The 13,282-nt window shown below is 52.2% G+C and carries 11 protein-coding genes; 1 reads left to right on the plus strand and 10 read right to left on the minus strand.

The genetic code is table 11. The features are described from left to right. From ACFQI7_RS03510 to ACFQI7_RS03555, 10 genes are all read right to left on the minus strand, one after another. Positions 1 to 1,629: a type 2 periplasmic-binding domain-containing protein gene (locus ACFQI7_RS03510; protein WP_218097452.1), complete on the minus strand. Its 1,629-nt coding sequence runs from the start codon at positions 1,627 to 1,629 to the stop codon at positions 1 to 3. Between the two features lie 33 nt (positions 1,630 to 1,662). Beyond that, positions 1,663 to 2,544, minus strand: coding sequence for a carbohydrate ABC transporter permease (locus ACFQI7_RS03515; protein WP_218097451.1), 882 nt, complete (start codon positions 2,542 to 2,544; stop codon positions 1,663 to 1,665). A 14-nt stretch (positions 2,545 to 2,558) separates the two neighbouring features. Continuing rightward, a complete protein-coding gene (locus ACFQI7_RS03520; RefSeq protein WP_218097537.1) occupies positions 2,559 to 3,449 on the minus strand; it encodes an ABC transporter permease in 891 nt (296 codons plus the stop codon). A gap of 279 nt (positions 3,450 to 3,728) precedes the next feature. Continuing rightward, entirely contained in the window at positions 3,729 to 4,724 is a 996-nt protein-coding gene (locus ACFQI7_RS03525) for a Gfo/Idh/MocA family protein (protein ID WP_329958203.1), read from the minus strand. Beyond that, positions 4,721 to 5,710 (minus strand): Gfo/Idh/MocA family protein, encoded by a 990-nt coding sequence (locus tag ACFQI7_RS03530; RefSeq protein ID WP_218097450.1) that lies wholly within the window; start codon positions 5,708 to 5,710, stop codon positions 4,721 to 4,723. Before ACFQI7_RS03530 ends, ACFQI7_RS03525 begins: the two co-directional genes overlap by 4 nt. A gap of 155 nt (positions 5,711 to 5,865) precedes the next feature. Next, positions 5,866 to 7,080, minus strand: coding sequence for an ROK family transcriptional regulator (locus ACFQI7_RS03535; RefSeq protein WP_218097449.1), 1,215 nt, complete (start codon positions 7,078 to 7,080; stop codon positions 5,866 to 5,868). Positions 7,081 to 7,265: 185 nt separating this feature from the next. Beyond that, a complete protein-coding gene (yqeK, locus tag ACFQI7_RS03540) occupies positions 7,266 to 7,883 on the minus strand; it encodes a bis(5'-nucleosyl)-tetraphosphatase (symmetrical) YqeK (protein WP_218097535.1) in 618 nt (205 codons plus the stop codon). 102 nt (positions 7,884 to 7,985) lie between these two features. Continuing rightward, positions 7,986 to 9,884: a copper amine oxidase N-terminal domain-containing protein gene (locus ACFQI7_RS03545; protein ID WP_218097448.1), complete on the minus strand. Its 1,899-nt coding sequence runs from the start codon at positions 9,882 to 9,884 to the stop codon at positions 7,986 to 7,988. Between the two features lie 16 nt (positions 9,885 to 9,900). After that, on the minus strand, positions 9,901 to 11,043 hold the full coding sequence (locus ACFQI7_RS03550; protein ID WP_230414648.1) for a S1C family serine protease: 1,143 nt from the start codon (positions 11,041 to 11,043) through the stop codon (positions 9,901 to 9,903). A gap of 333 nt (positions 11,044 to 11,376) precedes the next feature. Next, a complete protein-coding gene (locus ACFQI7_RS03555; RefSeq protein ID WP_218097447.1) occupies positions 11,377 to 12,264 on the minus strand; it encodes an NAD(P)-dependent oxidoreductase in 888 nt (295 codons plus the stop codon). A 158-nt stretch (positions 12,265 to 12,422) separates the two neighbouring features. On the opposite strand from ACFQI7_RS03555, the gene ACFQI7_RS03560 reads away from it, so the two are divergent. Then, complete coding sequence (locus ACFQI7_RS03560; protein ID WP_218097446.1) at positions 12,423 to 13,247, plus strand: YihY/virulence factor BrkB family protein; 825 nt, start codon at positions 12,423 to 12,425, stop codon at positions 13,245 to 13,247. Positions 13,248 to 13,282: the final 35 nt, after the last annotated feature.

The following is a 13,282-nucleotide window of genomic DNA, read 5'->3' on the forward strand; positions in this document are numbered from 1 at the left end:
TTATTTTTTGTAGCGGTCGTAAGCCGCTTGATACATTTTCATGTAGTCGTCCAGCTTCATCTTTTTGATGGCGGCTACATATTTATCCCATTCGGAGAACGGCGTTGTACCGGTAACGAATTTGGTGGTCATTTCGTCGATGTAGTTGGTGAGGTCCGTATTCATCGCAATCATCTGTTCGCTTTCTTTATCCGTATAGCTGAAAGCCGGCCACACTTCCTTCGGCAAATTCGGCTCGGCCTTCTTCGCCGCATCGATCGATTCCGGCAAGCTTTCGGCTCCGCTGAAATACTTTTGCCTGACGATTCCCGGATAACCGCCGCCCGGCCAAGTGACATATTTGACAAGCGCTTGCTCCAGTGTGAGGCCCTGCGGGTTTTTCGTAATTTCGTCCGTATACGCCAGGGTGCCGTCCGGCTTCTCGATATAGCTCTTATCCTTGAAGCCCATGAAGAACATTTTGTTGCCTTCCTCGCCGTAGAAGTAATCCATCCAGCGCACGGTCGCCGCCGCATTTTTGTTCTTGTCTGTAATGACGAATGCGCCTGCCCCGTTGACCGCCGGGCGGAATTCGGAATACAGCTTGTCGCCTTTCGGTCCTTGCAGCGCGCCGAGTCCGACATACCCGGATTGCTTCATCAAGGTGAACGGGCTTGTGATTTTGACCGCGCCGTACACGCCTTCCGCCCCTTTGGCGTAAAACTTGTTCGCGTCCTTCTCATTAGGCAAAATGTCTTTGTCGATCAAGCCTTCCGCATACAGCTTATTCATGTATTGGAGCAATTCCTTGTACCGGTCGTCGATCGGAATGAAACGAAGCTTGCCGCTCGCGTCGACGTCGACGTTCGGGTGGCTCGTTCCGCGGTTCATCAGCCCGAAGAAGCCTTTAAAGTGGCCTATAATGTCCTTGAGCTTCGTGCCGCCGAGCGGAACTTCATCGGGCTTGCCGTTTTTGTTCAAGTCGGTATTTTTGACTGCCTTCAAATAGTTGTAAAACTCCTCGGTCGTCGTCGGTTCCTTCATGTTCAGCGCGTCGAGCCATTCTTTCTTGATCCACAGCTTTGCTCCCATCCGCACGGACGTAAATTCGGGAGCGAGCATGTTCGGGAAGCTGTAGATGTTGCCGTCCGGCATCGTGATTGCTTTCTTGACCTCCGGGTACTGATCCATCAGCTTTTTGAAATTCGGCGCGTACTTGTCGATCAGATCGTTCAGCTTGATGAGCACGCCCTGGCTTCCGTACTTCATCAAATCGTCCGTCGACATGCGGGCCAGGTAGATCACATCCGGGTAATCGCCGCTCGCGAGCGCGAGGTTGCGCTTCTCGGTAAATGCGTCGAACGGCACCAATTGAAAATCGATGTTCATGTTTGTCATTTTGGCGTATTCCTGCCACAGCATCGTTTCGTTCCAGTTGTTCGCCGTCGTCGGCGCCTTTGCCGTCAAAAAGGTCATTTTAAGCGGATCTTTTACAATCGGAAAACCGGTCCCGTTGATAGCCGCTTCGCCCGCTTTCGGAGCATCCTTGCCCCCGGACGGCGTTCCTTTATCCCCGCTGCAACCGGACACCATGCCTGCCGTCACGGCAGCGGTCAATACGAGAGACGTCCATTTGATCGATTTGTTCATACGCTGATCCTCCCTGAAAGTCATTTTCTCTCCTTACCCCTTGAGCGCCCCAATCATCATGCCTTTTACAAAGTACTTCTGCAAAAACGGATACAGCACCAATACGGGCAAATTGGCGATCACGACGACCGCGTACTTGATTCCTTCCACCTCCATTAATTTTTTGGCTAGCGAGTCATCCGCCATATCAATCATGGCTTGCATTTGACCCTGTAGCAGTATCTCCCGAAGGATGAGCTGCAGCGGGTATTGACTCCGATCGTTAAGGTAAATCAGCGCGTTAAAGAACGCGTTCCAGTGGCCGACCGCATAAAAGAGCACCATCACGGCGATGATCGGCATCGATAGCGGAAGGACGATACTCAGCAATATCCGAAAGTTGCTGCATCCGTCGATGGCAGCGGATTCCTGTACTTCGTAAGGGATACTCGTTTGAAAGAAGGTCCGCATGATAATGATATTCCATACGGCAACCGCATTGGGGATGACCAGCGCCCAGATCGTGCCGAGCATGCCCAGCTTTTTGACAAGCAGGTACGTCGGAATCAATCCTCCGCTGAAAAATAGCGTGAAGGTAATTAAAGCGGTGATGACATGGCGGCCGCGAAAATCTTTGCGGGACAGCGGATATGCGGCGCAGATCGTCAAGACGACATTGATGGCGGTGCCGACCACCGTATACAGGATCGTATTTCCGTAACCTGTGACGATGTCGTTGTTCTGAAACACGCGTTCATATCCGGCCAGATTGAACCCTTTGGGCCAAAGCCACAGCTGCCCTTTGACAACGACGGAAGGGTCGCTGACGGAAGCGCTGAGCACAAACAGCAGCGGATACAAGACGATAATCGTAATCAAGACGAGCAGCAATACGTTGATCCTGTCGAACATTCGGTCTTCCCGGCTTCGGTCCATTCGCTGGTCCCCTCCTACCACAGGCTCGTTTCGTTCATACGTCTGGCAATATAATTCACCGTTACAAGCAAAATCATATTAATGACGGAATTAAACAGTCCTACAGCGGCGGAGAAGCTGTACTGCGATTGAATGATGCCGCTTTTGTATACATAGGTCGAGATGACTTCGGAGCTTTCGAGCGTAAGATCGTTTTGCATCAAATAAATTTTTTCGAAGCCGACCCCCATGATCGAACCCATATTCAAAATTAACAAAATGACGATCGTCGGCATAATGCCGGGTAGATTGACGTGCCAAATACGCTGCAGCCTCGTGGCCCCGTCGACTTTGGCCGCTTCGTGCAGCTGCGGATCGATGCCGGCCAGCGCCGCAAGGTAAATGATCGAGCCCCAGCCCATCTGCTGCCATACGCCGGAAGTGACATAGATCGTCTTGAACCACGACGGCTCGGTCATAAACGAAATCGGCTCGCCTCCGAACAGGACGATGATCTGGTTAAAGATGCCGCTTTGCGGCGACAGAAAGATGACGACCATGCCGACAAGAACGACGGTCGACAAAAAATGCGGAGCGTACGTAACGGTCTGCACCGTTTTTTTGAACCATTTGGACTTCGCTTCGTTAATCATCAGCGCGAGTAATATGGGTACAGGAAAACCGACGGCCAGCTGGAACAAGCTGATGCCGAGCGTATTTTTGATCAGCCGCCAAAAATAATAGCTGTCGAAAAACCGTTCGAAATGCCGAAAGCCGACCCAGGGACTTCCCCAGATGCCTTTGGTTGCGACGAAATTTTTGAATGCGATCTGTACGCCATACATCGGAAAATATTCAAAGATGAGGTAGTAAGCAAGAACGGGAGAAATAATGACATAGAGCTCCCAGTTACGAAGAAACGGCATGAACACATTCCTCTTATGCTTTTGCTGCGGACGTGCCTGAACCTTCCGTTCGTTCAAAGAAACTTGATCCAATGGCGTTCACCTCCATTCATGGTGTTCAAGGTGACAAAAAAATTGCGATCAAAGCTTTACAATGAAATAGGCATTCGTAACTTTGCAAAGGTAGCTTTATGGAAGATCGGAGAGGAGAACCGCCGGTTCGCCTTTCCGATCTTGTTGTATGGAAGTGCTGCGTTTGACTGACGAGGTATGTTTGCTGCTGCGGATTAAACTTGCTTCTTAGTAGTGCGTTACGGCAACTGGCTTGCCCGCCTTCGCGGATTCATAGGCGGCCCAAGCCGTCTCGGCGGCGCGCAGTCCGTCCAGACCGGTGATGAACGACGGGCGTCCTTCACGGACGGCGGCGACGAATTCGGCGACGAGCGCTTGATTCGTATTGTCGCCCCACGACAAGTACCGGTGCGTGAGCGCCGCTCCGTTCTCCCACAGTTCTCCCGTCTGGGCGTAACAGTCCAGATGAATGACGCCTTTCGTTCCGACGATGCGCATCGTCACGTCGCCCCAGAACGAGAACGATGTCGGTCTCGACCAGCTTGTGTCCAACGTCGCGACGACTCCGTTATCGAATTCCATCGATAGCAGACCGCAGTCGTCGACCGGGATATCGTGAAGCCGCGTGTCCATCTCGGCGTATACTTCCTTCACTTCGCTGCTTAGCAGCCATCTCATAATATCCACAACATGTACCGTGTGATCAAGAACGGCGCCGCCGCCGGACAATGCAGGATCGACGAACCAGCCGCCCGGCATTTTGCCATGGTTGGTTGCGGCAATCGCCACAATGTCGCCGAGTTCGCCTTTGTCGATTTGCTGCTTCACCTTATGCACCGATGTGTTCAGCCGGACCGGGAATGCCGTTTGCAGCACGAGACCTTTCTCGTTGCACAGGTCTATGAGCTCGCGCGCGTCTTCTCCGACCGTCGTGATCGGTTTTTCCACCAATATATGTACGCCCGCGTTCGCTGCGGCTATCGCGTATTGATGATGCCTGCTGTTGTCCGAAGAAATGATGACGCCGTCCACTTCTTTCAGCAGCTCGTTATAATCCTCATAAAACTTCGTTTTAAACTGATTCGCTCCCGCTTGCCCGCGTTCGGCTTCTTCATCGTAAATGCCGACGATTTCCACGCCCGGCACTTTAAGAAGCCCGCCCGCATAACCGTATGCGTGTCCTTTATGGGCAAGACTGATCATTCCAATGCGGATCGTTTTCATTGGTGCACACCCTCCAATTCAACAGGCTGCTTCGTTTCGGCGGAACGGCGGGCCGCTAGGCCGATGCGAAGCGACGCCAGCGCTTCCTCGCCGGACGTCAGAGGTTCCTTGTTGTTCTTCACGCAGTCGATAAAATGCTCCAGCTCCAGCGCATACGGGCTTTTCGCCAGCGGGCTGTCCGGCACGCCGGAAGGCTTCTGCGAGCCGCCGTATTGAACGATCGAGTTCGATTTGTCTTTGTCGAACTGCACCATCCCTTTCGAGCCGGTAATCTCGATGGACGTCAAGAACGGCGAACCTTGCGGGTACCCCCAGCTCGCTTCCACGTGAGCCATGACGCCGCTTTCGAAGCGGAGCACGGTCAGCGTATGCGCCGGCCCGTCCGGCTGCACCGGCAATACCCGGCTGAATACGCGCTTCACCGGACCGAAGGTCCATTGCAAGTAGTCGAAGTCGTGAATCGCCAGATCGAGCAGCGGGCCGCCGCTGCGGCTGTCGTCCTTGAACCATTCCGACCAGAGCGGGAACGCTCCGGAGCGGACCGTACGGACGACGCCCAAGTTGCCGAGCCGTCCCGACCGGACTTGGTCTCTGGCCGAACGGTATTCGGGGAAGAACCGGACCACATGTCCGACCATTAGCTTCACGCCCGCCTTCTTGCATGCGGCGATAATGGCCGAGGCGTCTTCTTCCGTGAGCGCGATCGGCTTCTCGCAAAACACGTGTTTGCCGTATGCAGCCGCAAGCTCGGCCGCTTCGCGGTGCAAATCCGTCGGCAAGCAAATATCGACCGCGTCGAAATCGCCGTTCTTGAGCATCTCTTCGAGCGAGCTGTACACCGCCGCATTCCAGGATGCTGCAAGCTTATTCGCCTTGCCTTCATCGATATCGCACACGGCGACGATGGCGGCATCTTCGATTTGGCGGTATGCCCGGCTGTGCGTATTCCCCATCGTGCCGGCTCCGACCAATCCTATTCTGAACATGAAATATCCTCCTTAGAGCATTGTGTTAGCAATGCTGACTTCGTAAGCATACGCTTGGCATTGCACTTGCAATGCCTACTTCGTAAGCATCGACTGAGCATTGTGTTAGCAATGCTGACTTCGTAAGCATACGCTTGGCACTGCGCTTGCAATGCCTACTTCGTAAGCATAGGCTTGCTTGTAATGAGTTCCATATTTAAATTTTCAAAAAAATGATGCAGCGCGAGCGATCCCGCTCCGACGATCCCGGCATCCAGCCTTTTGAAGCTTTCCTCGATACGGACATGCTGGGAAAACATCTTCATCGTACGGCGTTCGATCTGCCGCTTAACCTGCTGTATCAGTCTCGTATTGTCTAGTGCCAGCTCACCTCCCAATATGATCAACGTCGGATTAAATAAATGCACCAAGGTAATGACGCCCCGGCCAAGCAATTCGCCGGCAAAGTCCATCAGTCTCAAAGCGGTTTCGTTCCCACTGTTGCTGAGCTCCACTAACTCCCTTAGCGTCGGTTCCTGCGTCTGTTCATCCGTCCATTCCTTCCACTTTGCAAGCAGCGCCGCTTCGCTGATCATATGGCCGACACAGCCGATATTGCCGCAGTGGCACATCGGTCCATTCTCGTCGACCGTAACATGACCGAACTCCCCGGCGCCGCCGGCGCCTCCCGTAAACAAGTTCCCGGAAAGGAACAGCCCGCTGCCGACGCCTCGGCCGGCATGAATGTACAGGAAATCCTGCACCATCAGACCGCGACCGTACAAATATTCGCCGTACGCCGCCGCGTTCGCATCGTTCTCCAGCAAGATCGGCACTTGAAAATGCTTTTGCAGCTCCTCTTTCAACGACAAATGGTTGATATTCATATTGGCCGCCGTGATCACTTTGCCTTTTTCCAAATCGATAATGCCCGGTACGGCAATACCGATGCCGAGCAGCCGCAAATTATGAACATCCCGGTATTCCCGAATCAGCTCGTCGATCGCCTGAATTAATGAAGGAACCCACCCGGTTTTCTCCGGCGACTGTAAATGCTTCAAAAATAATATTTCCGCTTCCATGTTCAGCACGGCCGCCCGGTTTTGCTCCAAGTCGACAGCGATGACGATTCCCGCGTTCGGCGCCAGTTTGACGAGAATCGGCTTTCTCCCCCCGCTGGAATCGCCTTTGCCGATTTCGACCAAGAACCCGTTCTCCTTAAAATAGTCTACGATCACGGTAACGGTGGTCGGGCTTAAAGAAAGCTCTTTCGCCAGCTGCGAACGCGAGATCGGACCCCTTTCCCGGATCGCATTGAAAATAAGCACTTGATTGATTTCTTTAATGAGTTGATGATTTCCGGTGCGTATCACATCTTTCTTTCTTGCCAAGGTCGGATTCCCCATTTATAAAGTTACTTTTTCCATTAGAAAAATTAAGTTATAAGAATCAATTCTACGGCATTTTTAAAATTCCTGTCGCATTGCAAAAATTTTTTCAGCAAAATTATTGTTGAGTCTTCTCCATGAATTCAAAACGTGGTGAGAGGTACCGCGGTAACACAAGCTATTGCTCCTTAAAAAAGCTGCCGCTTGAGCTCCTCATGCGCATCGCGCAGCCAAGGATGCACCACCTTTAACGTCTCTTTCCGCTGACACAAATAATCGATATAAGCGAACGCCGCATGATCCAGCGATATGTCCAGCTGCGCCAGCAGCTCCGTAATATACGGCGGTGTCCCCTGCTGATCCCATTCGATCTTATCCGCGACGAACAGCACTTTGTCCAGCAGCGAGGAATGCGCTTTCAAAGTGGTGTGGCAGCCGACAGCGTTCAGAATGGAAACGTCTTTGATTCCAAATATATGCTCAGCCATCGCTTTGGATATCTTCTGGTGAACAATGAGCGGAAAAACTTCCTCTTCCGGCAGCACATCGATTCCTAATTGAATGGCGATCGGAATGCGCCGGTCGTTCGGATATACAGCGCTAACGTCATGCAGGTAACCTGCCGCCTCCGCTGCGGCCGGATCGGTTCCAACTATGCGCGCGAGTCTTCCCGCTTCCTCCCCGACCTTCATGCAATGCTCCGCCGTTTTGGGACATTTGCCATGAACGAGAAACCGGTACACGTCCTCTTTCAAGTTTCCCTTAAGCTCAAACCCGCTTAATTGATCTTCGTATACGTGCAGCATCATGCAAGCCTCCTATAAAGTAAAATTGAAAATCGCCCCACTCTGTAGCCGGTTAACTTGCGACCCTTTACGAAACGGAGCGATATCCAATATCTTACCCTTTTAGTTCGTGACCTGAATCGATTTGATCGTGTCGCCGATCAAGTTTTTCATAAACTCCGTGTTAACTGCCTTCGGATGGCTTGCATATACAAAAAATGTCATTCCGTTCTTTTGAAACGCACATACGGTTGAAACGTATTCCTGAACATCCCAAACGACCCATTGCGCCTTGGCGCCGGCAATCGTCTCCGTTCGATTTTCGACCTCTTTGATTTGAATGGACTTGCTGTCGGCCTGCATTCCCTGTTTCATTGTGGCCACCAAATCCGATGGAGACAGCGTGTCGCTCTCTTTGACCCCTACCAAAAAGGCGCCGAACTCGTAAGTGTATTTAAGAAGGTCGGACGATGCTTTGGACGACTCCGCTTTCCAATAGGTCGGTATGTTGATCGAATAATTATATGTTTTGTTTTTGACCACGCTTTTCAAGGTCCGGTCGTAGCTTTCTCCTAAATCTTTGATTGTCCCAATCGAAGCGGACGACTTGCCGATTTTGACGGATTCCAAGGTCGATTGAATGAAGCTTTCGGACAACGTATCCTGCTTCTCGAATTGAAAATACATAAAGTACTTATAATCGCCCTTAATGATATATACATTTTCCGTCGCATCCCATGACTTGAGGTCAAATGTATTATGGGTACGTCTAGCAAGAGCCTGCGTGCCGTCTATTGTTAACGTACGCTCCGGTTCTACTTTTCGGTATTCGGGAACCCAGAGGTCTGTAAATATTTTATTGTTTCTTTCCGCCCACGTCTGGACAGAATCTCCGTCCTTCTTGGAAGTAATGCGGAAGCCGACACTGTTTACGCCTTTCGCATCGGTAAACGTGATCGTCTCTCCCTTTGTCGACCCTTTCTTCCAATCCGCAGGCAGCTTTAGCGTAAACCCGTACGTTTCGTCGGTATAGGTGCGCTGGCCATCCTTAACCATAGATAAGTCCTTTAACGATTTGTCACTGGCCGGGAAGGACGTTTTGAAGCTGTCCATCAGGTCTTTATAAGCGCTGTACTTAACAGGATTTTTATAGTTCTCCGCTTTGGTTATCGTGAAGTAAAGGTAATATACTTTGTCCCCGTTCTGGTAAGCGCGGTATTCGTACATTTCGCCGCCGCCTTTGGTCAGTATGCGAGCGTAAGAACGGCCACCTTCCGTCACATACGTTTTCTCGAGTATCGTCTCTTCCACCTGATCGGCCAGCAAATTAATCAATGCATCCTGAGACAAGTTCTCGGCCATATCCGAATCGACGGAAATGTCCAAAGTGAATTCGCCGTTGGCATCCTCGAACGAAACATAGTCTTCGGTAAAACTTTGATAATCTTTAATGAGACCGGAAGGGTATTTCATCGACCAGCCGTGAAAGCTGTTGCCGATTTGCGTTTTCCCGACATCGGAGTCGATACCGGCGTTATCGGATGAAGAAGCGGACTGCGTACCGGATATGTTCACACTCGACGTTTTCTCGTCGAATGTCACTTTCGCACCGAATTTTTCGGCAATAAACCGCAGCGGCACCATAGTCGTGCCGTTGGCCAGCTCGGCTGCCGCTTCCAGTTGTTCGGTCTTTCCGTTCACGGTTGCCGTCGTACTGCCGATTTGGAGAGAAATAGTCGTCGTTCCGCTCTTGAGTCCAACCGTCTGCGTTTCCGAATCCCAGCTGAGCGCGGCACCGAACGCAGAGGTAATGACGCGAAGCGGCACAAGCGTAGCGCCGTTCGTAATATAAGGCTTTTCCACAACGACAGCTTGCTCGTTGATGATGATTTTGTCTTCCCCCAGCTTCAACTGAACGTTGACGGTTTTACCTGCAGGCGCCTCATCCGCAAAAGCGGATAACGGCAGCAAAGCGGCGCACAGGATGATAGCGGGGATGCAAACTTTTCGCAGGTTCGGCATAGGACACGCTCCATTATTATTGTTTCGCTTCGATTAATGTAATTTCTTTTTGTACGATGTCACCGTTCGATTGGATCGTCAGCGTAACCTTGTCTCCGGGCAAATACCGCTTCAACCGCTCGTTCAAATCGATTAACGATTTCATATTGTAATTATCGATCGAGAACAGCACGTCTCCTTCACGAATGCCGGCATCGGCTGCAGGCGATCCGTTATGTAAGCGAGCGACCTTGAGCGGCTCCTCCGTCGGCAGTCCGACGATGGCGGCCCAGCTTTCCTCCAAATCGACCCCCAAAGAAGGATGCTTTACTTTGCCGTACGCTTCAAAGTGATGCAGAACGTATTGCACGGTATCTGCCGGAATAGCGAACCCCAGCCCGTCGATCCCGGCGGCGGCCAGCTTGAGCGAATTGATGCCGATCACTTCGCCCTTCAAATTGACAAGCGCACCGCCGCTGTTTCCGGGATTGATCGCCGCGTCCGTCTGAATCAACCGGTAGGTGGAATGCAATGAGCGATCCATCCCGCTGACGACGCCGACAGTGACGGAGTTGCGGAGCGCAAAGGAGATCGGGGTGCCGATCGCGACTACCGTCTCGCCGACTTCCACCTGTGCGGTTTCGGCAAACGTTGCCGCCTGCAAGCCGGTCGCGTCGATCGTCACGAGCGCCAGATCGCTCTCTTCGTCGGTGTGCGACAATTTACCGGCATACTGCTTGCCGTCGGATGTTACGACGATCATTTGCTTCAGATCCTTCACCACGTGCGCATTCGTAACGATCAATCCTTCGGAATCGACGATAATGCCGGTACCGTGCGCCAGGTTGAAGCGGTTATCCGACGCCTTCCCGTCCGTATCCCCCTGTTTGCCGATGATTCCGACGATGGAGGGGGAGACGCTCTTGACCACTTCCGAAATCGGGGAAGACGCACTGTAAATGTACTCGCCCGCTTCCGATCGATACGTGCCGCTGCCTCCGAGCGTGCGAACCACGTCCGATGCCTTGACGTACGCCTCGCCGTTCAACTCCTCGATCTGCCAATGGACAGTTCTGGTTGTCTGTCCCTCATTGCGGCTCTGTGCCGTTACACCGCCCATCCCGCCAAGCAGCGTAAAGACGCATAGAGCCGTTACCGTTTTCAACGGATTAAATTTCAATGGGTCTACTTCCTTTCTCGCTATGGATACTGTTATGTATGTGCCGGACCTAAAGTAAATTTCACAGCAAGGAAGAAATTTACACTTATTCTTACAAATGCATAACTTTTTCCATTATACAAGAATGCAATTGATTTAAAAGTAGATATATGTCGAATAATATGCCGTTTGCATTATTTTTAGGGGCCGATCGTATCATTATTGATAAGCGACGTCGACGAGAATTGCCGTGGCCGTTGCAGCACCGTCGAAAAGAAGCACAAAAAGCCGGCCTGTAGCAAAGACCTACAAGCCAGCCGTTTCAAACGTTTTGGAGTTTGCAGCAATTCGTCTTTACCGCTGCCCGCCGATCACCTTATACAGCGCCTGCGTGCCGCTGTCCGCTTCACCCATCCCGGCAAGCTTCTCGTACAGCGAGCAGGCCAGCGCAAGGCCGGGAAGCGCCAGCTGCATTTCTTGAGCCGAGTCCAGAGCGATGCGCATATCTTTGATGAAATGCTTGACGTAGAAGCCCGGTGCAAAGTTGCCGCCTATGATCCTCGGGGCCAAATTGCTGAGCGACCAGCTTCCGGCCGCGCCGGATTCGATGCTCTTGAGCACGGTGGACGGATCCAATCCGGCATGTTCCGCATATACAAGCGCCTCGCAAACGCCCATCATATTGGAGGCGATGGCGATCTGGTTGCACATCTTCGTGTACTGCCCCGCTCCTGCGGCTCCCTGGTGCACGATGTTCGTCCCCATCTTCTCGAGCAGAGGGAGCGCCGCGTCGAACGCCTCACGCTGCCCGCCGACCATGATCGAGAGCCTCGCCTCCCGCGCGCCGACATCGCCGCCGGACACCGGCGCGTCCAGCGCATGCAGGTCGCGGGCCGCAGCCGCCTCCGCGATCCGTTTGGCAAGCACCGGACTTGACGTCGTCATATCGATCAAGCAGCTGCCCGGACGGGCACGATTGACAAGGCCATCCGGGCCCAGGTAGATCTCCTCCACATCCTGCGGATAGCCTACCATCGTAATGACGGCATCACAAGCTTCCGCCAGTGTTCCGGGGGCATCATGCCATACGGCCCCGCTCTCGATTAATTCCTCCGCTTTCGACCGGGTACGGCTGTATACGTGCAGCACATAGCCCGCCCGCTGCAGATGAGATGCCATGCTTTTCCCCATAACGCCTATGCCGATGAAACCGATCGTTGTCCATTGCGCATTCGTTGCCATGATATGTACCGCCTTTCGCAGCCGTTATATAAAACAATACTTCTATAATAAACGAACGGTCATAGGATAGCGAATAAACCCTTTTTCCGTACAAGCTGCTTACTTCAGCCAGATCGTGGTAATAATGTGGTAGTAACAGCGAAGGGAGCCATGTCCTCATGAAGAAATCATTCCTTAAAGAGCTGTATAAGCAAACGATCGCGGACGATGCCTTCGGTCTGGCAGCGCAGTGCGCTTATTACTTTTTGTTGGCATTGTTTCCATTTCTTATTTTCGTCGTCAGCCTGTTCGGATTTTTGCCGATCTCCACGGAGGACATGCTGCTCTACATCAAGCAATATCTGCCGCAGGGCGTAACCTCGGGACTGGAGCACGAATTCCGGGAAATTCTCGATATTAAGCGGAGCGGCACATTGTCATTCGGTCTGATCCTATCTCTTATCAGTGCAAGCGCGGCCATGAACGCGATTGTGGTGTCGGTCAATAAAGCATACGGACTACCCGAACGGAAAAGCATCATTCACTCCCGGCTTCTCGCCATCTTGCTGACTCTGGGCATGCTCGTCGTCGTATTTTCCGCTTTTCTGTTAAGCGTATTCGGCCACTTTATCGGCGACTGGCTTGCCGCACATTCCTTGATTCCTCTAGATAAAATAGTGCTGTGGAACGTGGTGAGCTGGATCATTAATTTTGTCATCTTGTTCATCGTGTTTCTCGGACTTTATTTTATCGCGCCCAACACTTGCCTGACATGCAAGGAAGTACTCCCCGGAGCGCTTCTGGCCGCCCTCGGCTGGCAGTTGACTTCACTGGGCTTTTCCTACTATGTTAACCACTGGGGCAATTACAACGCTACCTACGGAAGTATCGGCGGCGTCATTGTCCTGCTTACCTGGTGCTATTTGTCGGCGTTTACCATTATATTGTGCGGGGAAATTAATGCCCTCGCTTATTTATTCAAAAACAAAAAGCGCCCCACCTGAACGAAGGTGCAAGGCGCTGTGCGTTTCCCACGACG

Origin of the sequence: Paenibacillus allorhizosphaerae, assembly GCF_042659105.1 — a bacterium.
Classification (GTDB): Bacteria; Bacillota; Bacilli; order Paenibacillales; family NBRC-103111; genus Paenibacillus_G; species Paenibacillus_G allorhizosphaerae.